Annotated in this window: 30 protein-coding genes; 17 read left to right on the top strand and 13 right to left on the bottom strand. The window is 40.4% G+C overall.

Features of this window, described 5'->3' with window-relative positions; all coding sequences use genetic code 11:
• Window positions 1–21: 21 nt before the first annotated feature.
• Window positions 22–1,518: a sodium/proline symporter PutP gene (putP, locus tag QTA56_RS03665; RefSeq protein ID WP_267979588.1), complete on the bottom strand. Its 1,497-nt coding sequence runs from the start codon at window positions 1,516–1,518 to the stop codon at window positions 22–24.
• 483 nt (window positions 1,519–2,001) lie between these two features.
• Between putP and aspA the strand changes: the two genes are divergently transcribed.
• Window positions 2,002–3,444 carry an aspartate ammonia-lyase gene (aspA, locus tag QTA56_RS03660; protein WP_267979587.1) on the top strand — a complete coding sequence of 481 codons (1,443 nt, stop codon included), beginning with the start codon at window positions 2,002–2,004 and terminating at the stop codon, window positions 3,442–3,444.
• Window positions 3,445–3,517: 73 nt separating this feature from the next.
• Here the strand turns inward: aspA and gcvH are convergent, their stop codons facing one another.
• From gcvH to QTA56_RS03640, 4 genes are all read right to left on the bottom strand, one after another.
• Window positions 3,518–3,892, bottom strand: coding sequence for a glycine cleavage system protein GcvH (gene gcvH, locus QTA56_RS03655; RefSeq protein WP_004677823.1), 375 nt, complete (start codon window positions 3,890–3,892; stop codon window positions 3,518–3,520).
• A gap of 96 nt (window positions 3,893–3,988) precedes the next feature.
• A complete protein-coding gene (locus tag QTA56_RS03650) occupies window positions 3,989–5,014 on the bottom strand; it encodes an AraC family transcriptional regulator (protein ID WP_267979586.1) in 1,026 nt (341 codons plus the stop codon).
• A gap of 129 nt (window positions 5,015–5,143) precedes the next feature.
• The gene (locus QTA56_RS03645) at window positions 5,144–5,584 is read right to left on the bottom strand and encodes a MaoC family dehydratase (RefSeq protein WP_267979585.1); all 441 of its coding nucleotides are present in this window, start codon (window positions 5,582–5,584) and stop codon (window positions 5,144–5,146) included.
• The gene (locus tag QTA56_RS03640; RefSeq protein WP_267979584.1) at window positions 5,584–7,431 is read right to left on the bottom strand and encodes an ABC transporter ATP-binding protein; all 1,848 of its coding nucleotides are present in this window, start codon (window positions 7,429–7,431) and stop codon (window positions 5,584–5,586) included. The genes QTA56_RS03645 and QTA56_RS03640 overlap by 1 nt, the downstream gene beginning before the upstream one ends.
• Before the next feature lie 188 nt (window positions 7,432–7,619).
• On the opposite strand from QTA56_RS03640, the gene QTA56_RS03635 reads away from it, so the two are divergent.
• Window positions 7,620–8,765 (top strand): site-specific integrase, encoded by a 1,146-nt coding sequence (locus tag QTA56_RS03635; protein WP_267979583.1) that lies wholly within the window; start codon window positions 7,620–7,622, stop codon window positions 8,763–8,765.
• Here QTA56_RS03635 and QTA56_RS03630 read toward each other — a convergent pair.
• From QTA56_RS03630 to QTA56_RS03590, 8 genes are all read right to left on the bottom strand, one after another.
• Window positions 8,749–9,021, bottom strand: a complete 273-nt coding sequence (locus QTA56_RS03630) for a pyocin activator PrtN family protein (RefSeq protein ID WP_267979582.1) — start codon at window positions 9,019–9,021, stop codon at window positions 8,749–8,751. The two genes, QTA56_RS03635 and QTA56_RS03630, sit on opposite strands and share 17 nt — an antisense overlap.
• Window positions 9,022–9,437: 416 nt before the next feature.
• A complete protein-coding gene (locus tag QTA56_RS03625) occupies window positions 9,438–10,160 on the bottom strand; it encodes an ERF family protein (RefSeq protein ID WP_267979581.1) in 723 nt (240 codons plus the stop codon).
• A gap of 11 nt (window positions 10,161–10,171) precedes the next feature.
• Window positions 10,172–10,717, bottom strand: coding sequence for a hypothetical protein (locus tag QTA56_RS03620; RefSeq protein ID WP_267979580.1), 546 nt, complete (start codon window positions 10,715–10,717; stop codon window positions 10,172–10,174).
• Window positions 10,718–11,081: 364 nt separating this feature from the next.
• Window positions 11,082–12,110 (bottom strand): hypothetical protein, encoded by a 1,029-nt coding sequence (locus tag QTA56_RS03610; protein ID WP_267979578.1) that lies wholly within the window; start codon window positions 12,108–12,110, stop codon window positions 11,082–11,084.
• Window positions 12,111–12,499: 389 nt separating this feature from the next.
• Entirely contained in the window at window positions 12,500–12,853 is a 354-nt protein-coding gene (locus QTA56_RS03605; RefSeq protein ID WP_267979577.1) for an AAA family ATPase, read from the bottom strand.
• Window position 12,854: 1 nt separating this feature from the next.
• Window positions 12,855–13,289: an ABC-three component system middle component 2 gene (locus QTA56_RS03600; RefSeq protein ID WP_267979576.1), complete on the bottom strand. Its 435-nt coding sequence runs from the start codon at window positions 13,287–13,289 to the stop codon at window positions 12,855–12,857.
• Window positions 13,276–14,310, bottom strand: a complete 1,035-nt coding sequence (locus QTA56_RS03595; RefSeq protein WP_267979575.1) for an ABC-three component system protein — start codon at window positions 14,308–14,310, stop codon at window positions 13,276–13,278. The genes QTA56_RS03600 and QTA56_RS03595 overlap by 14 nt, the downstream gene beginning before the upstream one ends.
• A gap of 18 nt (window positions 14,311–14,328) precedes the next feature.
• On the bottom strand, window positions 14,329–14,994 hold the full coding sequence (locus QTA56_RS03590; RefSeq protein ID WP_267979574.1) for a LexA family protein: 666 nt from the start codon (window positions 14,992–14,994) through the stop codon (window positions 14,329–14,331).
• Window positions 14,995–15,173: 179 nt separating this feature from the next.
• Between QTA56_RS03590 and QTA56_RS03585 the strand changes: the two genes are divergently transcribed.
• From QTA56_RS03585 to QTA56_RS03515, 15 genes are all read left to right on the top strand, one after another.
• Window positions 15,174–15,425, top strand: coding sequence for a hypothetical protein (locus tag QTA56_RS03585; protein WP_267979573.1), 252 nt, complete (start codon window positions 15,174–15,176; stop codon window positions 15,423–15,425).
• Between the two features lie 24 nt (window positions 15,426–15,449).
• Complete coding sequence (locus tag QTA56_RS03580; RefSeq protein ID WP_267979572.1) at window positions 15,450–15,902, top strand: phage regulatory CII family protein; 453 nt, start codon at window positions 15,450–15,452, stop codon at window positions 15,900–15,902.
• A gap of 71 nt (window positions 15,903–15,973) precedes the next feature.
• A complete protein-coding gene (locus QTA56_RS03575; RefSeq protein WP_267979571.1) occupies window positions 15,974–16,267 on the top strand; it encodes a hypothetical protein in 294 nt (97 codons plus the stop codon).
• A complete protein-coding gene (locus QTA56_RS03570; protein WP_267979570.1) occupies window positions 16,267–17,289 on the top strand; it encodes a hypothetical protein in 1,023 nt (340 codons plus the stop codon). The genes QTA56_RS03575 and QTA56_RS03570 overlap by 1 nt, the downstream gene beginning before the upstream one ends.
• Window positions 17,290–17,312: 23 nt before the next feature.
• Window positions 17,313–18,602 carry a replicative DNA helicase gene (locus QTA56_RS03565; RefSeq protein ID WP_267980033.1) on the top strand — a complete coding sequence of 430 codons (1,290 nt, stop codon included), beginning with the start codon at window positions 17,313–17,315 and terminating at the stop codon, window positions 18,600–18,602.
• 45 nt (window positions 18,603–18,647) lie between these two features.
• On the top strand, window positions 18,648–19,139 hold the full coding sequence (locus tag QTA56_RS03560; RefSeq protein ID WP_267979569.1) for a hypothetical protein: 492 nt from the start codon (window positions 18,648–18,650) through the stop codon (window positions 19,137–19,139).
• 15 nt (window positions 19,140–19,154) lie between these two features.
• Window positions 19,155–20,057, top strand: a complete 903-nt coding sequence (locus tag QTA56_RS03555; RefSeq protein ID WP_267979568.1) for a hypothetical protein — start codon at window positions 19,155–19,157, stop codon at window positions 20,055–20,057.
• A 55-nt stretch (window positions 20,058–20,112) separates the two neighbouring features.
• Window positions 20,113–20,340, top strand: coding sequence for a hypothetical protein (locus tag QTA56_RS03550; protein ID WP_267979567.1), 228 nt, complete (start codon window positions 20,113–20,115; stop codon window positions 20,338–20,340).
• Window positions 20,337–20,786 carry an XRE family transcriptional regulator gene (locus tag QTA56_RS03545; protein ID WP_267979566.1) on the top strand — a complete coding sequence of 150 codons (450 nt, stop codon included), beginning with the start codon at window positions 20,337–20,339 and terminating at the stop codon, window positions 20,784–20,786. The genes QTA56_RS03550 and QTA56_RS03545 overlap by 4 nt, the downstream gene beginning before the upstream one ends.
• Before the next feature lie 147 nt (window positions 20,787–20,933).
• Window positions 20,934–21,773, top strand: a complete 840-nt coding sequence (locus QTA56_RS03540) for a DUF4238 domain-containing protein (RefSeq protein ID WP_267979565.1) — start codon at window positions 20,934–20,936, stop codon at window positions 21,771–21,773.
• Window positions 21,774–21,829: 56 nt separating this feature from the next.
• Window positions 21,830–22,474 (top strand): putative metallopeptidase, encoded by a 645-nt coding sequence (locus tag QTA56_RS03535; protein ID WP_267979564.1) that lies wholly within the window; start codon window positions 21,830–21,832, stop codon window positions 22,472–22,474.
• Window positions 22,475–22,522: 48 nt separating this feature from the next.
• Window positions 22,523–22,975: a DUF2280 domain-containing protein gene (locus tag QTA56_RS03530; protein ID WP_267979563.1), complete on the top strand. Its 453-nt coding sequence runs from the start codon at window positions 22,523–22,525 to the stop codon at window positions 22,973–22,975.
• Window positions 22,956–24,227: a PBSX family phage terminase large subunit gene (locus QTA56_RS03525; protein ID WP_267979562.1), complete on the top strand. Its 1,272-nt coding sequence runs from the start codon at window positions 22,956–22,958 to the stop codon at window positions 24,225–24,227. Before QTA56_RS03530 ends, QTA56_RS03525 begins: the two co-directional genes overlap by 20 nt.
• Before the next feature lie 11 nt (window positions 24,228–24,238).
• Window positions 24,239–25,699 carry a phage portal protein family protein gene (locus tag QTA56_RS03520; protein ID WP_267979561.1) on the top strand — a complete coding sequence of 487 codons (1,461 nt, stop codon included), beginning with the start codon at window positions 24,239–24,241 and terminating at the stop codon, window positions 25,697–25,699.
• Window positions 25,700–26,905: a phage head morphogenesis protein gene (locus QTA56_RS03515; protein ID WP_267979560.1), complete on the top strand. Its 1,206-nt coding sequence runs from the start codon at window positions 25,700–25,702 to the stop codon at window positions 26,903–26,905.
• Window positions 26,906–26,923 lie beyond the last annotated feature (18 nt).

Here is a 26,923-nt window from a genome sequence, read left to right as displayed (position 1 = left end):
GCCCCTTAAATTTTCCCGTAATTAATTCATTTCACGGGTATAAATCTCATCCGCTTGTTCAAAACGGCTGGTTACTGTAGCGTTTGGTGCCTTACCGAGTAAGCTCACCACAACAATACTGATCAATGCAAAGATGAAGCCAGGAATGATTTCATAAATCCCTGTATCAGCAAATAAGTTTTTCCATACAATCACGGTGAGAGCACCAACCACCATACCCACCAAGGCACCGTTCAGGGTCATACGTTTCCAGAACAGGGACATGATAATCAATGGACCAAATGCGGCACCAAAACCTGCCCATGCATAAGACACCAAGCCAAGCACCTTACTCTCAGGATTCTGGGCGAGGGCAAGAGCCAGCATTGCAACAGCCAATACCATCGCACGACCAATCCAGACCAGCTCTTTTTGAGAGGCATTTTTACGGATCAAGCCCTTGTATAAATCCTCTGTCAGGGCACTTGAGCAGACCAATAGCTGACAACTCAAGGTACTCATTACCGCAGATAGAATTGCAGCAAGGATGACACCCACAACCCAGGGATTAAATAAGATTTTGGTGAGTTCCATAAACACGGTTTCTGGATTGGCACTTACCGCTGCTGCAAGTTCAGGATGCTGCTGGAAATAGGCAATACCGATAAAACCAGAACCGACAGCGCCACCCAAACACAAAATCATCCAGGCCATGCCGATACGACGGGCATTTGGAATGGATTTAACTGAATCGGCTGCCATAAAACGTACAAGGATATGTGGCTGACCAAAATAGCCTAAGCCCCAGGCTGCTGCTGAGAGTATCGCAACAAAACTTAAATTTGAAGCAAAATCATAAGCATGAGGGCGTGCTGTTTCAATAAGTGCGGTAAATTCTTCTGCACCTATACCCAAAGACATATAGGTCACAATTGGAAGCAACAGCAGGGCAAAAATCATGAGACCTGCCTGAAAGGTGTCCGTCCAGCTGATTGCCAGAAAACCACCAATACACACATAGCCAATGGTTGCAAATGCACCCAGCCACAAGGCTGTGCCATAAGGCAGGTGGAACAGGGTTTCAAACAGGCGCGCGCCAGCCACCATGCCAGAAGCACAATAAATTGCAAAGAAAATCAGGATGATCAATGCAGAGGTGACACGCAGGATTTTTTTCTGGTCATCAAAACGACCCGTAAAATAATCAGGCAGGGTAAGGGCGTTGTTCTGCACTTCGGTATGTACACGTAGGCGACCTGCAACCAGATACCAGTTCAGCCATGCACCAATGATCAGGCCAATGGCAATCCATGACTCTGATAATCCTGACAGGTAAATCGCACCAGGCAAACCCATGAGTAACCAGCCACTCATGTCGGATGCACCCGCTGACAATGCGGTGACAAAACTACCTAGACTTCGTCCTCCAAGAATATAGTCATCAAGGTTTTTGGTGGAAAAATAGGCGTAGAAACCAATGCCAAGCATGGCGATGATATACACCACGAATACAACCACAGTGGGATTCGAAAAATTCATAATGGATGCCTGTCCTTACATATCCATAATTGTGCAATCCAATCTGAATAGCCAAAAAATTGATTTACTATTCTAATAAGACTGATAAGGCCAGAGATTCAAGCACGAATGTTTTTTGAAATACTGTTATTTTTATGTATTTTATTTGTGTGTTTTATGTAATTTAAATTAAGTGCATGAATCTTAATTTCTAAATAGAAAAATCATCACTTTTTTTCTTATAAAAACTTATTTTATCCCATCAAAAAATAAGCGATATATTTGGAAAAATTACAAAGAGCAAAATTTCCTCTTAAATTATACTTTTTATACCTCAAAATAAGTTTAAGAATATGACACATGATGTTACAAAAGCAACAGTTTAGAGAAATTCCATTATAAAAAGAGTGTAAGGCTAAGCAATTTTGCTAATGAAAATTTACTTGAAATATTTCATATTATTTCTTTGCACCAACAGAGTGCATGTTCTGAGAGAAATGAAAAGTGAATACGGTTCAAACGGCAACCATAAGAATAGAGCATGATTTGCTCGGCGCGAAAGAAGTTCCAGCAGCATGTTATTATGGAATTCATACTTTACGTGCAATTGAGAATTTTAAGATTTCTTCGCAAAAAGTTGGACAGAATAGCCACTTTATTCGTGCATTGGCACAGGTAAAAAAGGCATCAGCTCAGGCGAATCTAAGTTTTGGTAAACTGACTGAAACACAAAGTTTGGCAATTCAGCATGCCTGTGATGCATTAATTACGGAAACAGAAAAGTGGCAAGACTCATTCCCGATTGATATTTATCAGGGGGGAGCAGGTACTTCAATTAATATGAATACCAATGAAGTCATTGCAAATATTGCACTTGAGTCGCTGGGACATCAAAAAGGCCATTATGATGTGATCCATCCAAATGATCATGTCAATAAATCACAATCGACCAATGATGTATATCCAACTGCAATTCGTCTATCAACCCATTGTTCATTGGATGCCTTGTTTACACAAATGGATAAGTTGATCACTTCATTTGAAAATAAGGCCATTGAGTTCCGCTATGTGTTAAAGATGGGACGTACCCAGCTTCAGGATGCGGTTCCGATGACATTGGGACAGGAGTTCCATGCATTTGCAACTCTGCTAAAAGAAGATGTTCGGCTAATCAAGCGTACCCGTGAGTTGTTGCTTGAGGTAAACCTGGGTGCAACCGCAATTGGTACAGGGGTCAATACGCCGAAAGGTTATGCGCTAAAAGTAATTTCTTGCCTGAAAGAGATTACAGGTTTAAAGCTTGTGGGTGCGGAAGATTATGTTGAGGCAACCAGTGACTGTGGCGTATTCATCATTTTATCCAGTGCACTAAAGCGTTTGGCCTGTAAACTGTCAAAAATCAGCAATGATTTACGATTGTTGAGTTCTGGGCCACGTACAGGTTTGGGTGAAATCCAGCTTCCTGAATTACAGGCAGGTTCTTCAATCATGCCTGCAAAAGTCAATCCAGTCATTCCAGAAGTGGTGAACCAAATTGCATTTAAGGTGATTGGTAATGATTTGACCATTACCTTTGCCGCTGAGGCAGGTCAGTTACAGCTTAATGTGATGGAACCCGTAATTGCAATTTCATTGAATGAGTCCATTGAATTACTGACACATGCCATTCAAAGTCTGGATGAAAAATGTGTACGCGGAATCAGGGCACATGAACAGGCTTGTCATGATGCTGTGATGCGTAGTGTCGGGATTATTACCTTGCTTGATCCATTATTGGGTCATGCGCTCTGTGATGAAATCGGTAAGCAATGTATTGCGGAGAACAAAACCATACAGGCCATCGTTTTGGAGCGTGGTTTATTGACTCAGCAACAACTTGATGAGATTTTCTCTTTTGAGAACCTAGTCTCTGAGGTTGATGGTATTCCAGTGGACTATGTCGCCTAGATTGCCCGATTCATATCTTTAAAAAAGCCCAGTTCAATATGACTGGGCTTTTTATCTTCAAGTTTATAAAGAATTATAAACCTGATTCGTATTCTTCATTGGAAAGCAGTTTTTCAACATCAGCGATATTGTCTGGCTTGATCTTGTAAATCCAGCCTTTGCCATACGGTTCTTCATTGACGAAATCAGGATCATCTTCAAGCGCAGTGTTGACTTCAACCACTGTACCTGAAACAGGGGCATGAATGTCAGAAGCAGTTTTGACTGATTCAACAATACCCGCCTGTTCAGTTGCAGTCACATGGCTGCCTACTTCTGGTGTTTCCACATAGACTAAATCGCCCAACTCATCCTGTGCATGGTCACTAATCCCCGTAACAACCAGGTCACCCTCAATTCTTACCCATTCATGCGTACGCGCATATTTCAAATCTGCTGGATGGTTCATGACAACTCCTTAACAATCTGTCTCATCATTTTTGTCTGGTTTTATACAGGTTTTTTGGTCAAAACAAAAGTATTTAAAATGAAGCACTTTGCAATATTACAAATAAGGGTCTTTACGCCAGTTGCTTGGGCTACGACCACTCCAGCGCTTAAAGGCACGGCTAAAGTTTGCCACATCAGAATAGCCCAATTCGTCCGCAATTTGTTCCAGACTATAATCTGTACGTGACAGTAGAGAGGTGGCATGACGATAACGCACTTCATCCACCAGTGTTGAAAAAGATGTACCCTCGGCTGCAAGCTGACGCTTTAAGGTGCGGTCAGACATGTGCAGACGTTCAGCAACGCTTTCAATACTTAAATAATGCTGTTCAGAATTGGTCAAAATATCACGGACACGCATGGCCAGACGGCGACGTTCACCTAAAGCAGACAGTTCAGTTTCACACTGGTTAATGGCAATCTGGCTGGCAATTGGGTCAGCATTGACCATCTTTAAGCCAAGATATTTTTTATCAAAACTTGAAATGAGATGCGGTTGGTTAAAGCGAATGGTGCTGCTTAATTTATCCCTATATTTGTCAAAACCCGCAGGTTCAGGAAAATCTAGGTCAACTTCACCTTTTAAATCCTCAATTCCAGTCAGGGCCTTTGCCATGGTCATAATACCGATGGTGAGGCCGAGAATAATTTCAGTGCGTAAAGGTTCAACTTCGATGTCACACTGCAACTGCAAGGTGGCTTTAGGTCCGAACGTAGAAAAATAGAGCTGTAAAAAAGGCAAGCGTAACTGAATAAAGCGGCTGGCGAGCGCAATGGCATCGGTAATGTCATGCGCGGTCATAATGGCATAGCCAATGAAGCCATGAATTGAAATTCGCATTTGCGTACCTAAATGAAAGCCAAGCGTGCTTTCACCCGTTAGGCTCAAAGAATGCTTCACCAGTTCATTTGCAATCGGTGTTGGAATTCGATAATTTGGATCGGCCAGTTGCTCACTGGTTAAACGAAATGGAGCAAATAAGGTTTCATCGTTATATCCCCAACGAGAAACAACATCCAATAGCAATAAGCCATAGACGCCTGGTATGCCTTGATCTTGACGAGTTGAGGTTGTTTTCATGTGCTTTCCGTGGCGCTCATCAATTTTGCCAATATCTTTTAAACATATAAGTCTTAAACATCTTTACATGAAATAAAATTATCAATCATAAAAATTGTTGGACAAAAGAGTCACCTAATCGTTCAAAAATCAGGTTGGTTTTCTGAAAACCATAATTTTGGTTGTAGATATTAATAGCACATCCCCATGTTGGTTCAAAGCCTGAGTGACATAGCTGACGATACCACGATCAATTTTGGTTTTAGATGGCACAATTGCCGTAATTTCAATTTCAACATGAATTTTATCGCCAACACGGGTTGGACGTGGCCAGCGTAAACTGGACTCTGTCCCCAACAGACCACCTGCGACAGGAAAACATTCAGTCCATAAACGCATGGTGACTGCTGAGGTGTGCCATCCACTCGCCGCCAAACCCTGAAAGACAGGATGCTGTGCGGCCGCATGCTCATCCAGATGAAAAGGTTGCGGGTCATATTGCCCAGCAAACTGTTTCACCTCATCAAGTGTCATTTCATATTCACGGCTGATGAAATGATCTCCAACCTTTAAGTCTTCTAAATACAACATTATTCTGTGTCCTGAGTCACTCGCTGTTCAACCAGGAAACCACCCGTTTGACGTTTCCATAGCTGAGCATACAAGCCATCATGAGTAATGAGCTGTTCATGTGTACCTTGCTCGGCGATTCTGCCCTGATCAAGCACAATGAGACGATCCATCTGGGCAATAGTAGATAAACGGTGTGCAATTGCAATAACCGTTTTGCCAACCATCAAGTCATTTAAACTGCTTTGAATGGCTGCCTCGACTTCTGAGTCAAGTGCACTGGTGGCTTCATCCAGTATTAGAATAGGCGCATCTTTCAGGAAAACCCTTGAAATTGCAATACGTTGGCGTTGTCCACCAGAAAGTTTGACACCACGCTCACCAACATAGGCATCAAAGCCAACACGACCTTTCTGGTCAGTCAGTTGGGGGATGAATTCTTCTGCCTTGGCTTTTTTGACAGCAAGCTGAATTTCAGCCTCAGTCGCGTTGGGGCGACCATACTTAATGTTTTCAGCAACCGTACGATGCAGTAGGGAGGTGTCCTGAGTCACGAGGGCAATGTTGGCACGTAAACTATCCTGTGTGACTTCCTGAATATCTTGCCCATCAATCAGGATACGGCCTTGCTTGATATTGTAGAAATGCAGGAGCAGTTGAATCAGGGTGGATTTTCCTGCGCCAGAGCGACCAACAATCCCAATTTTCTCACCTGGTTTGATGGTCAGGTTGAAATGATCAATGACATTCTTTTGGCTGTAGGCAAAACTGACATCTTCAAAACGAATTTCACCGCGTTGAACGGTTAACTGTTTTGCATGTGGTTTATCTTGAATCTGAATCGGTTTACCTAAGGTTTTCATACCATCCTGAATGGTACCGACATTTTCAAACAGCATGGTGACATGCCACATAATAAATTCTGCAAGACTGTCCAGTTTAAGTACCATTGCTGTGGTTGCCGCAATCACACCAATGGCAGCCTGACCCTGCGTCCATAACCAGACTGATGTGCCAATTACGCCAATAAACAGAAAGGCACTTAATAGGCGAATACTGATCTGGTATTTCACCCCCAGACGCATTTGCTTATAAACCGTGACCATAAATTCCTGCATGGATTCTTTGGCATACTGGCTTTCACGGCCTGCATGGGCAAACAGTTTCACCGTTTGAATATTGGTATAGGCATCGGTGACACGACCTGTCATCACTGCACGCGCATCAGCCTGTTCCTGCGAGACTTTGCCCAGACGGGGAATGAAGTAACTGGCAATCGCAATAAATAGGGCCAGCCATAAAATTAAGGGAATAATAAGTACAGGAGAGATTGAACCAAGTACCAGACTAATTGTAATAAAGTAGATCAGCACATAAACCAGCATATCACCGAGGATCATCCAGAATTCACGGATGGCCAACGCGGTTTGCATCACCTTGGCTGAAAGCCGTCCAGCAAAATCGGTATGGAAGAAATCCAGACTTTGTTGCAACAGTAAGTTGTGAAAAAGCCAACGCATACGCATTGGAAAATTACTGAACAAAACCTGATGCTTGATGACAGACTGTAGGCTGACAAAGAAAATATTGGCAAACAGGATGCTAATCAGAATAGTGAGGTTTTGTTGGTTGGCTTCTAAAAAGGTGTTGGGTTGGCTTTTTGTGAGCCAGTCAACTAATTTTCCAATATAGGAAAAGAACAATGCCTCGAAACAGGCTGCGGCTGCGGTACATGCGATCAATAAAAATAGAAAAGGGCGAATGCCTTTGGTGGCTTGCCAAACGAAAGCAAAAAAAGTGGTGGGTAATGGTTTGTTTAAGTCTTTCGTTGGATATGGATCAACTAGTTTTTCAAACCATTGCAGCATTGTTTCTTTCCTTTTTGCTTAAGGTGTTGATTATCAAAAAATAAGTGACTAATGTTTTAGAAACATATACTTAAGCTATGGTACGTTTCCTGTTTAAACATGCGTAAACCTGTTTGAAAACGCGCTAATCACTTTAAAATTACGCCAAAGTTTACGCCATAATAAAAAAAACCAAAAAGGCGTAAATCATGGGTTCAATCAGGCAAAGAAGCCTTACAGATGGTACGTTGCGGTTCAGGGCGGAGATTAGAATCAATCGTAAGGACTATCCTGAGTACAACGAAAGTAAAACCTTTAACTCCCGTAGAATAGCAGAAAACTGGCTATATAAACGTGAGAAAGAGCTTAATGATAACCCAGAATTATTATCGGGGAAAAATAATACTCAAAATCTAACACTGGGTCAGGCTATTGCAAAATACCTTGACGAGGTGGATGGGGTTTATAGCAAATCAAAAGTAAATACACTTAAACTGTTGCAGCGACTACCCATATCAAAAAGGCCATTAAAACAAATAAAGCCTGTCGATATTTCAGATCATGTGAACCTGAGAAAAGCTGGATATCCAAAGTTAAAGTTAAGCAGTGTTATTCCCAGCACCATACAAAATGAGTTAGTGCAAGTTCGGGTGGTTTTGGTACATGCATCAATTATGTGGGAGATGGATATAGATATTAACAGTTTTGACAAGACCACAGCGCAACTTAGAAAAACACGACAAATATCAGCCAGCAATAAAAGAGATCGGCTGCCAGACAGTGATGAGCTAAAAAAACTATTGCAGTTCTTTGCGCGTAAATGGAATGAGCAGAAACATAGTAGATATCCAATGCATTACATCATTCTTCTGGCCATTTTTTCATGCCGACGGGAATCTGAGCTGACACGTATGCACCTCAGTAATTTTGATGGTTACAATCAAACATGGTTGGTGAAGAATTTAAAAAATCCTAAAGGCTCACTTGGGAATAACAGGGAATTTACAGTTCTGGAGCCTTGCCAAAAGGTGATTGATTTATTTATGCAACCAGAATTAAGAAAAAGAATGTATAAAACCAGGCTGGATAAAGACCTTTTATTGCCATTAAACCCGAAAACAATCGCTTCTGAGTTTACCCGTGCCTGTATGATTTTGGGGATTGAGGATCTTCGCTTTCATGATTTTAGGCATGAGGGCTGTACACGCTTGGCTGAGCAGGGTTTTACGATTCCACAGATTCAACAGGTTAGCCTGCATGAGTCATGGAATACCTTACAAAGATATGTCTCTGTTAAAAAGAGAAGATATGTTCCTACTTTGGAGGATTTACTAAGCTTCATTGATGAAGCTTAGTATGGTCGCTGGCTGATTTTTCATACTCATCTTCTATCGCTTTTGCCAGGTCGTTGATATGGACCAGATAGGGCGCACGTTTACTCTTATCTAGCTTGAATACAGAAAATGGAAAAGCCTGATCACCCGCTTTTCTCAATGCTTCCGCCTTGCTTAAGTGGGGGTAATAGTCTTTCACAATATCCATGAGATTGGGTGTCATTGATCTGTACTTGACGAATAGTATCTCAGCAATAGTTAATTGAACTGCTGTCATTTTCTGCCCCTTAAACTTTCAGCGTCAATTTTTCTTTTTTTGTCCATATACCAGACATTATGTGTTGTTGTATTCATTACTGTCTCCAACACGCCTCTTTAAATTTTGCATCTGTCACAAGGTTTTCAATTTCACCTGGACACACATTTTGGTAAATGTGCGTCATGTGGTATCCCCAAACTGTTAAAACCCGTGTCCTTGAGGAGTAGCGATATTTCATGGCCATATCCTCATTTTTTCAAAAGACTGCTGACGTGCAGCCTTTTGGTTGGTCAATAGGGAAACTGAAACATCCCTGATCAGTTCATTGCCCTGCAATACCCTTTGTTTTGCCTGGAGAGCTGTCGTAGCCTCTACACGTCCCCGTAAGCTACCTTTGCCGTGAAGCTTGGCAACATACTTAAAGATGTAGGTTTTTACGCACTCCAACCCTCCATGTCCTTTTTTGCCTTGCACGCCTGTACAATCTGGTTTTCGTAGCGTGTTCCCTTAAACTGCTTGTAGATCACACCCAGATCGGCCTCGTTCTGTGTGTGGTGAATGGAGTTTAGGGCCTGCTGAAAATCCTGGGTCAGTTGCTGCGCCGCATTAGGCTGAACCGCTTGATTTTGCTGCTGCGGTTTCGGCTGTTGCTGTGCAGGCTGGTTCTGGCTGCGCTGCTGGTTTTGGGCAGAGGCATTCTGCTGGTTGTTCCGAGCCTGTGTATTGTTTTGCTCATGGAAAGCATCGGTATCAGGATCTTGGGTGTCATCAATCAGGAACAGGCCATTCAGTGCATATTTACGGGCATAGGAACTGGATGCGCCAAAAGTCTGGGCCACATCCATGCCTTTTTTGTTGATGTCCACACCTGCATGGGCGGAGATCACGGTCTGCTTGCCCTCGGCATCGGTAAAGACTGCCTTGGCGGTAATGACCACCACTGGTCCAACCTGCTGTACCTCATCACTGACCACAAGGGTCGCACCGTACTTTTTCAACAAGGGTTTTACACCCTCAAGAATGTCCTCAAGGCTACGGTAGTGAAAACTGCCAAACTTGTTCCATTTGCTTTTAGGTGCCTTTAACTCCAGCTGGATAAGCTGTAGGGCATCCTGAGTGGTGGCCGATGCCATTTGTTGATTCACTGCTGCATTCATCTTAAATCTCCTTAGGCACCGTTGTACTGCGCGTTGCGGTAAGCGATACGCTGCTCTTTGCTGTAGCGTGGAGTCTGGCTTTTAGCCCTGCGTTCTATAGCACGCTGGTAATTTACGATTTTCCTGATATTACCCTTGAACCAGTACATAGCCAGTTCATCCTCATTGATTGGGCGTGGCTGACTGTCTGGAGTTTCCTTTACCAGAATGGAATGCCAGTCAAAGGCGGCCGCCTGGGCACCGCCAAAAAATTCGGCATCAAACTCTGGTGTATAGTTTAATGACACCTTGGCCAGATAGATTTTTGGGCCAAGGCGTACGTTGTAGTAGCCGTTCACGTCTTTACAGATGAACTGCGCGAAAGGTGTGGTATAGCGTTTCTTTTGCATGACAGGCTCCAAATTACTGGTCTTACCCTGTGTATATGATGCTGAATCCCTAGTATTTACAGGGCTTTCAAGTCGCTGTGCGCCATAACTTGTCGGTTGTTTTTTGTGCGTCGATGATGGTGCAAAAGACTTGGTTTTAGGGTTTGAAATTGTTCGTAAATAGGTCATGGACTTACCCTCCAAACATGCCGTAAACGACAAAGGTAAGGGCAATCCAAAGCATGAATATCACCATAAGGACAGGTAATAGCTTTAGGGAATCTATGAAATTGGCTTTGAAAATTTCTATCTTGCTGACACGTAGTTCGGCAGCAGTAGGGTGCTGGTGTAAACGTTGGGACGTTTGACTAGGTATAGGCTTTTGTTTCATACTTATCTCGCTGTAATGCAAAGCCCCGTCGCCGTCCAAAGTTTCGGGGCTTTTTGTTAGTTACGAAATAAATATTACCAAAAAGGTAATTAATTGCAAGAATTATTACCTTGTGTTTTGTCAAAAGCACCTAGAGTGTAGGGGCTGATGGAGCTTTATTAATTAAGATGGGTAGTAGAACCCGAATCTTTGATCATTCTTGCGCCCAGTAAATTCAATAAAGTTCATTTGTGATTTAACAGTGTCTGGTGGAACGTCATTTTCGATTATAATAATTTGTCCTCTTAATTTATATTCAGAAAGCCAAATATAAAAATTATCTGCAACCGATTGTTGAATTGAGTCAAAATCATTTTTATTTATTTTTGGATCTTTGTGTGTAACTAGTGGCGAATCTATTATAATAAAACCCAAATGAGGATGATTATTTTCAATTGCATATTGCATTATTGCAACTAAATATGCTGTTAAAAATATAGCTCTTTTACCTTTACCATACGAGATTCGTTCTCTTTGGTTTATTCTTAAGTCCATAGTTTTTTCATCAATAAAAACATTCATATTGATGTCAAAACCCCATTTTATTAATAATGAATAACATATTTTTGAAATATTATTGTATTGATTTGATAATTCCCTTTGAATTTTAGGTTTTGATGTTTTTCTCTGGGTTGCTATAGATAATAGTTTCTCTAATTCATTTTTCTTGTTTATAAAGTAATGAGAACTTTTTAAATTAATTTGCTTTTCCAGTAGTTCATCAAAAAGATCATTGTTAATTTCATTATGATAACTTTCTTGAATATTTACATTGTTAAATATTGCTGAATCTAATTCTTTAATTTTATTATTAATTTCTATTTTTTCATCTTTAGTTGAATTCATAACACCCAATAGTTGTGATTTTAGAATATTAGTAGATTGGTATTCATAATTTATATTATGCATAAATTCTAGGTCTTTGGTTGGTTCTGGTAGCTCAGCAGAGCATAGTGGACATGCATGATTGTTATAAGTCTCTAAAATTCTTTGTGAGTTTAAAGTGGCGGATATCCTATCAATATCACTTTCATATTTATTTAAAAGAATTTGAAAATTAGTCATATTATCTTTAATGTTTGATAATAACTGAGATTGATAATCCCTTTCTGCTCTTAAATCATTAAGCTCACGGTTTAATTCGTTTATCATAATTTTAGATGTATATTTAACTTGATTTAAATTTTGTATTTGACTGTCAATTTTAATGATTTGATCTTCAACTTCTTCAGTAGTAATATTGTTGCTGAGTAGCCAGCTATTTATACTAATTAATTCATTTTGATATACATCTATTTTACCAGTTAATTGATTTTTTTCATCTGTTGATGGTGGTAAAATAATATCAGAGTCATCTCTACCGAGTAATGAAAATGCAAGGATTGACTTTTTCTTTGTGTAGTCACCATCTTTTATTTTACCAATAAAATGTTCTTGTGAAAGGGTTCTCGATTCATCAGAAAATGATAAAGACTTAAGGGCGGAAAGAGTTACATTGGATCTTATCCCTGATTTAGTAAGAATTTGTTTACCCTTTAAACCTAAATTTTCAATAAAAAATCATTAAATTTTTTTTCAATTAGATTATCATTGTTTTCTGGTAATCTTGAAATGAATCCCTTATAAATACGTTCGATATTAAAGGCATAGTCTCTTATAATGCTATACTTATCATTATTAATATGAAAATTTAATATAAATTTAGTATATCCATCTGATAAACCAATATTTCTCGGAATTTGAGTGCTGCCTAAACAATAATTTAAACAATCAATTATATAAGATTTCCCCGTATCCGAAGGACCTTGAATTATGGAATTTTTGTCTAAAAAATCTATAGATACAGGAATTTTATTTTCCCCATAAACGATTAAGCTATTTAATGTTATATACATTTTATTTTCCCAAAACTTCTGAGGATAGAATTAATTCGTAAAGTTCATTTTCGTTAAGATGGCCAAACCTTTCAGCAACAATTTGGCATTTAACTATTAAGTCTGTATGGTATTTATTATCTAATAAGTGAATAAAAGAAAAGGTGTTTTCACCTTTTTTATAGTGAATTTCATTATTTAAAATCTCAGTATTTACTATTCCTTTTTTTATCATCTGAATTAATCCAGATTTTAAAGCTTCATATCGCAAAAGAAACTCCATTTGATGCATTGGAACTTCAGGATGAAGGCTTTCTATTCCAGTATAATTTTTTGAATAAATTGCAATATAGTCTAAATATGAAATCTTATTTATTGTTGCATAATTAGGTGATATATAGTTTAGTAATATACTAGCTCTAATTCCAAGTTCGGTTGGTGTGTTATAAATCTTCATCGTCGACCCATTTTAGTTTTTTATCATTTACTAAGTGATGACAACATCCTGATAGATCACCTGATTTTAATCTAAGAGACAGAGGATTATTACTTACATTGCAGTTATTGGCATGTTCAATAATTTTTGTGTGTTTTTCCATATTATTTTGATAAAAATTATAAAGAATTACTTCAATTGAAGTGAGTAAATCCTTAAGTAAGTCGTCAAAAGCATTTGGTATTTTATCGCGGCTAAACCGTTTTAAGCCCTGAGCCATAAAAAACACTTTTCTCTGAGCATTTAAATGTCTTTTATATCTTTCTGCTAACGTATCTAAAGTGAAATCACCTTTGGTTATGTTGTTATAAAGAGCCAATAGCTCATTAATATAGGTTTCTTCAAAATTTTCATAACTTATTGGAAGAGCAGGATCTTCTCCACGTCTTGGAAGTTCCCCAAACTTTTCCCAGTGTTTCGGGGATGTGCTATGAATAGCAATTAAACTCTTTGGTAAATAATAATGAAAAATTGTAAAATCAAAATCTTTTACAAATTTTTTGAACTCATTAATTTCTGCTTTAACAGTATAATTAGAAAAAACCCCATTATTTTTTTCAATTTTGTCAAGAAAATGAGTTTTAAAATTTTCACTTTCCATAAAAAGATCATGCAGCGTAGAGCCGATTTTTAAAGCACATAAGTAGTATTTTCTCGGTTTCGTATATTCACCCGAAATTAGCATATCAAAAAATTTGGCTAATTCAGGATAGAAATTTGTCGGATTCATTGACTCAGAATTATAATATTTTGCCTGATAAAGATCCCATGTATTTTCATTGGCACTATTAACTTCTAGATAAGCACAAATATCTCGACCTTTATCGCCAGCACCTCCCAGTTTTATAATGTTTTTATAATTTTCTTTATTTTTTAACTCTATGACACAATCCTCAATAAAGTCTTCCCATTTTTGATCATCATTTAATAAAAACAATCTTTCAACTGGGGTTACGGGATTAGGTCCTAAATTGTATGACATATTTTTTCTCAGAATAAATTATACATCTCTATATAACCCAACAACTTTTCCGACCAATTTGCATCCTTCACGAAGCTCCATGATTTTTCCAAGCCATTTCGGGTTTAAGGGTTCTAAATACATACCGTTACTTTCTACTATTAATTTCTTGAACGTTGCTTCTGTTTCCCCATCGCAAGCAACGATAACCAAATCACCTGTTTTTAAATCACTAATTTGAAAGTCAGGATTTACATATATTTTGTCGCTAGGACGGAAGTCAGGAAGCATTGATTCTCCAACAACTTCTAAACCATAGCCATGTTTCCCAGATTTAGGATTTGGGGGAAGCCATTCTTCAAACTGGGTATTGGAAAGTATTGCTTCCGTTGATGTCCAAGTACCTGCTTGTACCCAAGAAATCACAGGGATCAATTTACCGATCAATGGTATTGCTTCAGAAACATTCGCATCTGAAGACTTAAATTCTTCATCATGTGGTAGGTCTAACCATCCATGTGGTTTCCCAAAAGCATCTTCGATTTCACGAGCTACCTTATTACCAATCCCTTTGATTGGCGTAGTGCCTGCAAACTGACTTGTTTGTGACTGACCTTTATTAATCTTATTAGCAAAGTTAGAAACACCTCCTACTTGGTCAACCAAAATACGAGTGTTGTTATATCTAATCGTTTTGCTGTCCATACATTAACTCAACTTTTTAGCAACATTTGCTACAGAAAACACCTAACAGGTAGTTTTTAAAGAGAAAACTACCTGTTAGGTGTAATTTTACTTTTGTCACCTTAAAGGTAAACAAGAAAAAAGGTTGTATTTTAATTACCTAAAAGGTAATATTTGGATTGATTAAAGAGGATCAATCTATGCGATTTAGAGACTTCATTTTAAAAATGACTCCTGAGCAATTAGACAAGTATGCAAAAGCTGCTGGTACAACAAGTGGTTATCTAAAGACCCATCTTTTATATGGGTATAAAGAACCACGTAGAAAGCTCCGTACAGCTTTAGTTAAAGCAAGTAATGGACAGGTTTCAGAACAGGAAGTCTTACAACATTTTGGGTTGTATCCAGTTCAACTATTACCTAACCAAAATGGTAATGAGGTAGCGATCTAATAAACACGTTCAAAAGGACAGCCAATGAACATATTAGATGCGGCTTACCACACGGTTCACGACTTTAAAGGCGGGGCAAATGCACTTGCATTACGCATGGGCATCAAAAGCCCTGCGGTACTCAACAGCAAGGTCAACCCAAACACTGAAACGCATCACCTGACTTTGCTTGAAGCCACAAAACTAATGGGCATAACAGGGGATTTCCGAATACTCCAGGCGATCTGTGCAGCACATGGCAAGGCAGCCATCGACTTACCCGATATACCAGAAAGCCATAGAGATAGTTGCCTGATGGATACCTTTTTAAATCTGGGTATCAAGAAAGGTGACGTAACGGAACTATTTAGGGAAATGCTGGCAGATGGACGAATTACCAGAGGCGAGGCAATTGATATGGCAAAGGTCATACACGACATGCACGTACTACTTGCCACGCTGGAACAACAAATCAACACCTGTATTGAGGGCAAATAAAACCGCCTCCAGTTTTAGCAGCGGGAAGCGGTTTATGGCCTTTTATTCATACTTGCTAAGCGAGAATAAATATGAACGAGCACAATCTAACAAAATTCCCTCCACGGGGCAAATACTTAAATGACCCGCAAGGTCGTTCACAAGAGCAGATAGACAACGACAACTATGCCGATGCGCTGGAACACTACCGAGATACCCGTAATGCACTAGAGCAGGCTCTAGGCGTAGACCGTGACTTTGAGAAAACCAGTTGGCTAGCAGCCGAGGCAGTCGAGGATTCACGCCGTAACGGGGATAAATATGCCCTGATCAATCGTTTTGAAACGGCAGTGATCGACAGGCTAAAGGCAAAGGAGAAACTCTGATGGCTAGAGCAAGAAATATTAAACCGTCATTTTTTCAGAATGAAGATATTGTCGAATTGCCTTGTGAAGCAAGATTGCTATTCATTGGACTGTGGACATTGGCAGATCGGGAGGGCCGTTTAGAGAATCGCCCTAAAAAGATCAAAATGTCCCTTTTTCCTGCGGATGAAATAAACGTTTCAGAACAGTTATTAAACATTTCCAAGTATGGTTTTATCGAGTTATACAACGTTGATGGTATGGACATTATCCAGATAACAAACTTTATCAAACATCAAACGCCGCATGGTTTGGAGAAAGATAGTGAGTTACCTGACCCAAATGGACTATATACGGTCTACAATCGCAACCCGAAAAACAAAACCATTGTTGGAAAACCGATTTATTTAAAACATGAAAAACTCCACGATTTCTATAATAAAACAGGGGAATTTTCAGTCAATAACACGAATCAGGAGGCTGAAAACAGTTTTAACAACTCAATTCAGGACGTCAATAACGATATAGGTTATTTTGCAGAACAGGATAATAACAGTTATGAAACTGTTTCTATCTCAGACCAAAACGCCCTGATTCCTGAATCCTTTAATCTGATTCCTGATTCACTGAATCCTGAAAATAATAAAAACATATGTCCATCTGACGATGAACCTGTGGCTGAGAAAAAAACAAAATCAAATTTTCAAAATGAAATTCAAGAAATCTTTGCGTTTTGGAAAACCACGTTTGGAAAAAATGATCGAACGATTCTGGATAACAAACGAAAGGGCAAGATATTAACCAGACTCAGGGAGGGCTACTCGGTTGAAGAGATCAAAAAGGGCATTGTCGGTTGTTCCAAATCAGATCATCACACACAGGGTAATTACACTGATATCGAACTCATCTGTCGTGATGCTACGCGTTTAGATCGGTTTATTGCCAATTCCAAACAAGTTCAAGGCGGGTATCAACAAGATACACCACACTCTAACGAACCAATAGATTTCTCAAAATACCGTGAAGTGGAGGCAGCTTGGTGATATCACGTATTCACAACATTCCGATGGAACAGGCAGTTCTAACCGCCTTGATGACCACAGCACTTTCGTATGATGTGGTTGGAAATGATCTTGATGAGGATTGTTTCTATCCTGAACGTCATAAGCAAATCTATAACGCAATTGTGGATTTATCGAACAATAACAAGCCGTATGACGCTGTCATGGTTGAACAATGGCTTCGTTCAAGAAATATGCTGCACCTGATGGGTGGTGAACAATATCTCATGGATTTGATGGCTGAAGCACCGAGTAGTTTTTTCAACTGTGACGCCTACATCACCCAACTGAAAAAATTCAAGGCGCATAGACAAGTGGAGTCCATTGGACAACGCATTACGGCAATGGCTCAGGATATGACTCAACCCGATGTATTCGCTGAAGCTGAGAATATTTTAGGACAAACCGATAGTGCTGAACAAAACGACAATGGCTCAAGCTTTGAGGAGGCAATCCAGAGTGCTTTGACACAAATGATTGAAAAAGCTGAGGCAAAGCACAAAAACCAATTTACTGGCGTGCAGTTCAACCTACCTCACCTTGATCGCCTCATTGGTACGGTCCAGAAAGGGCATTTTTGTGTTGTGGGCGGTAGACCAGGTTCAGGTAAATCCACACTGGCACAGATGCTGGCGATCAATACCGCAAAAGTACATGGCAAGGGTGTTTTGTTTGTTTCTGCTGAAATGGATCGGGAGACGCTAACGAACCGTATGATCAGCGCACTATGGTCTATTCCATACCACAATATCCACAACGCTGAGCTATATGATGGGCTTTTAGGTGATTACGCAGCTTGTAGACAGACCTATGAAAAACTACCTATCTGGATTCAACCAAAACAGAAACCATCCATTGGTGAAGTGCGGTCTTATGCCAGACGAGCAAAGCGCCGTTACAAGGGGCTAGGTTGCATCATTGTTGATTACTTGCAGCTTCTTAGAGACCCAAGCCGTAAAGACCGCTTTCACGAAGTGAGCTCGATTAGCCGTGAATTGAAATCAATGGCAAAGGAATTTGAATGTCCTGTGATTGCTCTTGTTCAGCTTAACCGTGAAGCGGAGAAAGGCAAACAGCCTAAAGCTTCGGATATCAAGGAATCAGGGCAAATTGAGCAGGATGCTGACCAGATCATTTTAGTAAATCCATTGGTTGATAAAGACAACCTAACGCCTTTAGGGATGACCCAGTTATGTGTTGTCAAAAACCGCCATGGCAAGAAAGGAAATGTCTGTGTTCGAGATTATTTAGATACATGCCGATTTAAGTGTGTTGAGGAGCAAACAGATCAATAACAACAAACCTCATAAATTTTAATTTGAATTGTTTTAGGTGATGAGATGAATACAGCAGTACACATTATGCAGACGGTGGATTGGAGCAAATATGACCTACCTGATTGGCTTCGTCAGTGTGGTGCTTGGCAACGTTCCTGTAAGGGTGGGAAACAGGCTGCCAACCCAATTGCTGTAGCGATGCAAAAGGCAAAAGTCAGGTTGAAGAAGAAAGATCGGGCCAAACTAATTGCCTACTACCTTTGTGACACTCAGGAGCTACAACAAACTGCACACCACAAAGTGTCGTGTCAGATCACAGATGATGAGGCGAGAGCTGTACAACGCTTAGTGCTTGATATTATTAATGGTACTGATAGTGAAGCGACTCTGGAATGGATGGACACCATCATTGGCCGATATTTCCATGACCGTTCGTGGGCTGAGCTGGAAACGCCTGATCGTACAGTAATGGATGCTAAATATGATGTTCGCTGTGGATTGGCCGCACTCCATGTACGGTATTCGTTCATTCGTTATGTGAAAGGTACGGTTTAATAAGAGGGTACTAAGATGTCAGCTCAACAATTTAAATTGATTCATAATTTTGAAGAAATATCAGCTAGACCAAACTTTATGGAGTCTGTTCATATCTCTCAAAATGAGGATGGTATCAAGATCAAGGATCTCGTTGGACACTATCAGTTTAAGGAACGCATTAAATGCGGTATTGCCCAGTGCGGAACAAAGCATCTGAAAGGCTACATCGTAAAGCTGACAAATGGATTTGAAATTGTTATAGGGCATGTTTGCGGAAAGAATAATTTCGGTGTGGACTTTACCAATAAAGAGCGGGAGTTTAATACTCAAAGAATCCATGCAGAGCAGTATCAGACCTTAAAAGAAACTTTTGAAAAGTTACCTGAGCTTCAACAGCAATTTGAAGAGGTACTGGACCAGACAGGTAGGCTCACGTTTATTGATATCAAAATGGGAATCAAAAGACTGCAAATGGAGGCTTTTGACTACTGGATGAATCAAATTATCAAGGCTAAGGTTACATCGAAAGGCGCGATTACTGAAGAGCAGTTTAAGACTGAACAAGAAAAGGAAATCGAGGAAGAATTTAGTCAGGGTTGGGGTAAAAAGCAGTATGTACGTGATACCAAGACCGTTACCGTTGCTGTCATTGATGAATATGATCTAGTTGCCGAATGGCACGAGGCAGAGAAGTTAAAGGCTTATTTTGAACGTATGCATCGGGAGATCAGAAACCCTGCTGGTATGCCTAATAACGTGTTTAAAAAGCTTATTAAAGACCTGAGAGATTACGAACATAACCTAGATGAGTTAAAACGGTTTTGCACACGTGGTAATCGGTTATTTACACAAGAAAATCTGATGAAGTTCTCGTTGCTATTTAACAAATCGGATGATTTGAGCAAGGTGAGGGTGTTTGCTGAGCGATATGCTTAGTGTTGACAATTGACAACAAGAGATTATAATTTGAACCATAGTAAAAGGATTATGAATGAATAGGCATCCTAATAAACATATCCGAGAGGCGATTGAATATGCAATTGAAAACGGTTGGGATGTTGTTGAAACAGGAAAATCAGGTCACGCATTTTGCCGTTTGAAATGTGTACTTGGTCATTCTGAGCATCAAATGAGTGTCTGGAGTACACCAAGAGACCCAGAAACCCATGCAAAGCAAATCCTTCGTAAAGTTAAGCAATGTAATGGAGATGAACTATGAATACTTATCACTTTACTATTGTGGTACGTGATGCTCGTTCTGACCTAGCCAATCTTGAAGATAAATTTTTTGAAGCAGGTTGTGATGATGCATTAATCTGTAGTTATAACGACACTGTGTATCTAGAGTTTGATCGAGAAGCTGAAAATGCAACACAAGCGATTAGATCAGCTTTGGATAACATTCGCTTATTAGGATTTTCAGATTTGATTGTAGAGGAACAAGGTTTCTCCGTACTTTCTGAAATGGCTGATCGAGCAGGGATGAGCCGTCAGGCACTTTCATTATATGCACAGAATAAACGTGGTGATGGTAATTTCCCTCGCCCTATGTATGGTTTATCTTCGAAATCTGCAATGTATTCTTGGCCAGAAGTAGCAACCTGGTTATTTAAACAGGGAAAATTAGAGAAAACCCATTATGAAGTTGCAAAGGCAGTGATTTAGGGTCTTGACCTTGATCAAGGCAAGTGCTATTTTTGCTTTATAGTGGTCGAAGTGTAAGTAAACCACAGATATTAAAGCTCATCGAAAGGTGGGCTTTTAATATTTTCAATAAGTATGAAGAATCTAAAAATTGGAAATCACGTTTCGATGAACACTTCTAAAAATCATCACTATGTCCACGAGTCGTATCAAAAGAGGTTTTATTCTCAGGATAAGAAGTTGTATGTAATCTTAAAAAAAGATAGATATAGGGTTCAAGAGACAACAGCAGCGAGAATTTGTTATATTCCTTATTTAAATACTATAGAATTTGAAAATAATAAATTTGAAGGAATCGAGACATTTTACAGAAATATAGAGAGCAAATTGGCAGAAATTCTTTTAGAAATAGATTTAATTAATAATGAATATTGTGGGATTTTTGGAAATGTTGTTAGTGAAGAGGAGGGACAGTTACTTTTTAAGACAATGATAGCTTTGATGTTTTGGAGAAATCCGAATCAGACTGTAATTGCGGAAAAATATATCGACAGTATTTTAGAAGTTTATGATGCCGCCCATAGCGAGGCAAAAAAAATGATAGGTTTTGATCGGAAAACAATAAAATTTTTTCAAAAAAATATAAAAAAAGAATCAATAAGGAAATTTGTGCAGTTTGTCTTACTACCGATTTTTACTTTTAAAATATATGAAACAAGCTGTGCTATCAGGAGTTTTAGCACAAACGGTGATATCCTCATTACATGTGATAATCCAATTATATTTAATGAAGACATATCTAAATTGTTTTCATTCGAAGATTTTATAATGCCTGTAGATTCGGGAAGATTTTTTTCTTCAGAACAAAGTAGATTATCGAAGCTAAATATATCTAAAATTAATAGATTATTAGCCGATAAAGCGGAAAGTTATGTTCTGGGTTCTGATCGAAAATATTTAGAAGATTTATCCAATGTTTTAAAAAATATATCTAATATAAGTAAGTAGATAATTTAATAGTCAAGAGAAACCACCTAAAGGTGGTTTTTTAATGGATGAGATTTATGAACGAAGTCGGATTTCTGATTCAGCAGCGCCCGTATCCTCCAGACTGGATTTTCGCACTTGATACCCCAAACTTTGTACCAGCACCTGAATTATGGCGATGGATAAAGTCAATTTTTCTCAATCCTGAACATAAGCTATTTAATCCTGATCATGCCCATTTAGGTGTATATCACTATCCGCAAATCGCTGTAATGTGGGCTAAAGGTGGATTTAAGAAACAAGGTCGCTTTGTCGTTGGCCAAGCCGAAAAGATCATGATCAATGCTGGTGGCTGGAAGAAAGAACGTCAGGAAGAACAGTTTTATCAATGGTTCAATGATCTGCCAGATTACCTAATCACAATTGATGCGACATATGCACAGCAAGCCAATGATATTGATTTCTGTGCCTTGATCGAACATGAGCTTTACCACATTGCACATAAGAAAGATAAATATGGGGTTCCATCCTATAACCGTGAGACTGGTAAACCTAATTTAGAAATAAAAGGCCACGATGTAGAAGAATTTACAGGTGTGGTTCGCCGTTATGGTGCAAATAAGGAAGTGCAGGAAATGGTGAATGCTGCAAATCAACGTCCAACAGTGGCTAAGGCCGATGTCTATCATGCTTGCGGAACTTGTTATTTAAGAGTGGTTTAGAATTTTTTTTACCATTCTACCTTGATGTACCTTGATGGAATGGTTGAAATGGCACGTATTACCAAAAAGGTGAAACTGTTCATCGTTAGGATGCTTGCTGAGTTTGAAACACCCACCAAAACATCCAAAGCAGTTAAAGACATTTTTAATGTTGATGTCTCGCCACAGCAATGTGAGCTATATGACCCTACAAAAAGAATGGGGCAGGATTTAAGTCAGGATTTGAGAGATAAATTTTTTGAGTATCGCCGTATAGCCAATCAAGAACTTGAAGCTATTCCAATTGCGAATATGCGTTATCGCTTACAGCTTCTACAGGGCTTGGTTGATAAATACCCAGACAATCCAGTTTTGATCCCCAAATGGGCTGAGCAGGCTGCAAAGGAAATGGGTGGGCAATATACCAACAAACAGGAGGTGGACCATACAAGCAAGGGGGAATCCATCAATAAACCTACGACCATTGAACTGGTAGCGCCTCATGTCAAAAGTACAGATTGAACTGCCGCCCAAACTCATTCCAATTTTTTCATACCCCAACCTGCGCTACCGATCGTCATGGGGTGGCCGTGGTTCAGGCAAGACACGTACCTTTGCATTAATGACCGCCATTAAAGGCTATATGTTTGCCGAGGCGGGTGTAAGTGGTCTGATTCTGGGTGCACGCGAGTTTATGAACTCTCTTGAAGAGTCATCAATGGAAGAGATCAAGCAGGCAATACGCTCGGTACCTTTTCTGGATGCCTACTACGAGATTGGTGAGAAATATATTCGGACCAGGAACCGCAGAGTACATTATGGTTTCTGTGGTCTACGCCACAATCTCGATAGCATTAAGTCCAAGGCAAGAATTTTACTGTGTTGGGTGGATGAGGCTGAGACGGTTAGTGAGATTGCCTGGCGCAAATTATTGCCAACCGTGCGTGAAGCCAATTCAGAGGTTTGGATCACATGGAACCCTGAACGTCGGGATAGCGCAACCAGTAAACGGTTTAGGCATGGTGAGATTCGGGACACCATTACAGGTGAATTGATTGGCCTGGGTGTGGAAATGAACTACACCGATAATCCGTGGTTTCCAGAGGAACTGGAGATTGAACGCCGTCAGGATCAGGCAAACCAGGATGATGCAACCTACCGATGGGTTTGGGAGGGTGACTATCTTGAAATGTCTGAGGCGCAGATATTTAGAGACAAGTTTGAGGTTAAGGACTTTGTTCCTGATCCATATGGCTGGGATGGTCCCTATCAGGGACTGGACTTTGGTTTTGCCAATGATCCGTTGGCCTGCACCCGATCATGGATTCATGATGATTGCCTGTGGATTGAATATGAAGCTGGCGGTGTGGGTGTTGATTTAGACGACACAATGGAATTGCTGTCAAATCTTATTCCTGACGTAGAGCTATATGTGACCTATGCCGATAATGCCCGACCTGAGTCCATTAGCCATTTAAAACGGCATGGATTAAGCAGGATCAAGCCATGTGAAAAGGGCAAGGGATCGGTTGAAGATGGAATTGCGTTTATAAAGTCATTTAGAACGGTCTACATTCATTCACGTTGCAAAGAGACCCTGAACGAGTTCCGAAATTACTCATACAAGAAAGACCGACTGACTGATGAAGTCTTACCGATCATCGTGGACGCATTCAACCACTATATCGACTCAATACGCTATGCCCTAGAGAAGATATCGAAAGGCAGACACAAATCAAAACCTGCAACGGCAGGGAGCCGTACATTCAATTAAGGTAAACAGCAATGGCAAAGTCTAAAAACAAGGACAAAGCGCCTAAAAAGGCTTTGTCCTATGGCAACTTATACTCTCAAGAAGCTGTTACACAGTTTTTAATCAACTTTGGACGTCAGCCTGATACTGATGAGGTGCTTCGCAAAGCTGGCATTGCACGTCATAAACTAAAGGTCTTGCTGGATGATGATGAAATTGCCCAGGCAGTTGAAACCCGTATAGATGCTTTATTGGCAACGCCGTTTCGCATAGAGCCGAGTGATACCAATGAAGCCGAATTGCTCAATATTGAGTTAAAGGAATGGTTCTTTGAAATCGCATCAGGATCGCTGAATGCACTGTTATTTGGCTATTCAGTTCAGGAAGCGGTATATGAATTTAAGCCAGATGGTTATGTTGGGTTGCAATGGATTGGTGAAAAGCCAATGCAATGGTTTGAACCCAAGAACGATGGACGCTTGATCTACCGTCAGGATGGTACTGGCAGGGAACATGAGGTAGACCAGAAACTAAAATTCTTTCTAACCCGCCGCAAGGCTTCCTATGAACAGCCTTATGGTAAAGCTTTATTGGCAACCCTGTACTGGCTGTTTTTCTTTAAGCAGAATGGCTTTAAGTTTTGGGCAAAGTTTCTTGAGCGGTTTGGTACTCCAATTTTACTGGGTAAGGTTGATACAACCGATACAGGTGATATGGCAGAGGCATTATTGAATGCACATGCCCAAAGTGTACTTGCTGTAGATAAAGAAGATGATGTCCAGGTCCTTACAGCTGGATCGAATGGAACAGCAGGTTCATCCTTTGATATGTTTCATACCGTACTGATTCGCCAAATTCAGAAAGTGGTCCTTGGGCAAACGCTTACAAGTGGCACTGATGGCACTGGTAGCCGTGCTCTGGGCGAAGTACATGAAAATGTACGTCAGGATAAATTAAAATCTGATATGCGTTTAACCGCACCGACATTGCAGGCAGTGGTTGATGCACTGTGCCTACTCAACGGATGGCAAGAACATAAGATCATCTTGGGTGAAAAACCAAAAACGCTAAACAAGGAACAGGCGGAACGTGATGCAAGCCTTTTTGCAAGTGGTACACGTTTTACCAATAAGTATTATATGCGTGAATATGGCTTTCAGGAGGGTGATTTGGCTGAACCGCAGACACAGCAGCCAGTGCCCCAGTTCACCGCGTTACCACAACGGGCTTTTTCATTTGCAGCCAGCGTGAAGAACCTATCGCCAGCACAGCAGGAAGTTGAGGAGCTTACAGACGGGCAGGGTTCAATTGAGTTGCTGAGTCAAAGGCAGGTCAATCAACTGGTCCAGCAAAGTGAAACACCTGAAGCATTGGCCTTTAATCTGATGCAGCTTATGCCAGGTGCATCCAAGACATCATTCACAACGAATCTGGAAAGGGCCTTGTATGCTGGTGATGTGCTTGGGTACGTGACTGCCAGTGGAGGAAAGTAAATGCAGCCAGTTACCTTTCTTGAAGCCATGCAGTACGCCCAGGCGCGTAAAATCATATTGCCTGATGAGTTCTACTCATTTGACCTGCGCACCAGACAGCTTGCTAGCACCGTTGGTTTTCTATCAGGTATCGAACAGATTGAAACGGTGATGAAAGCGGTCAACAAGTCCATTGCTGATGGTTCAACATTTAATGACTTTAAGAAGCTGGTGGCTGAAAGCGAAATTATATTGCCTGAATCTTATTTAGATAATGTGTTTCGGACTAACATCCAATCAGCCTACGCACATGGGCGGTGGCAGCAACAGCAGCGGAATAAGGCAGCTCGACCTTACCTGATGTATTCAGCGATTGATGACAGCAGGGTACGACCCATCCACTTGGCCATGAATCGGATTATCCGTCACATAGATGATCCGTTCTGGTTGACATGGTATCCGCCTAATGGTTTTCGCTGCCGTTGCACTGTAATCGCATTAACCGAGGCACAGGCATTGAAATACGGCATCACGTCAGATGAGGATTTACCACGAGTCGCCGTTGATCTGGGTTGGTCCACCAGTCCTGCTGATTTTGGTGACCTGTCTGATCTGGTTGACCAAAAGATTGCGGACTCAATTCTGGACAAGGAGTTTTTACTTGACCAGAAGCAGGTCATTAAGGCTGAATGGACTGCAAGTGAAAAGCTGACAAGCCTATTGGCACCGATGAATGAAAGGAGCCGTGACCTATTTGACACGATTGCCAATACGGTGATTCCACTTGACCCAACAATCAGGCCCAGCGCAATTAAAACGTTCCTTGATTATGTGATGGGCAATGATGCGGCACTTACAGCTTATCTGGGCAATCAACAAATCAGTTTGGCTGAGGAAGTGCTACGCCGTTGGATCAAGGCAGACATGGCGCAGATTCAGGCGGTGGCATCCAATACGGCCAAGGTTGTTTCAGGTGCATCAACGTTAAATTACGTGGCTTCATTACAGGTTGGGCAAACAATCACTTTGGATTCCCCATTGATGTTGGTGGCATCCAATACCGATGTGGTTATTAAGGTCGAGAATGCCAAGGGTTTGGGCATTGATCTGGAAAAGCTTAACGCTGGACAGGGGGTGTTGTTTGAAATTGGCATTTCATTTGAGGTTGTATCGATCACAACGGAGAAAGGGCAATTGGTTTACACGCTAAAAGCCTTGGTAAATTAACTTTATGAATCTTAAAAG

It is taken from the genome of Acinetobacter thutiue (assembly GCF_030385805.1).
In the GTDB taxonomy this organism is placed as follows: Bacteria; Pseudomonadota; Gammaproteobacteria; order Pseudomonadales; family Moraxellaceae; genus Acinetobacter; species Acinetobacter corruptisaponis.
Note: the sequence above shows the minus strand (reverse complement) of the source record. Positions and strands in the feature narration are given on the sequence as shown.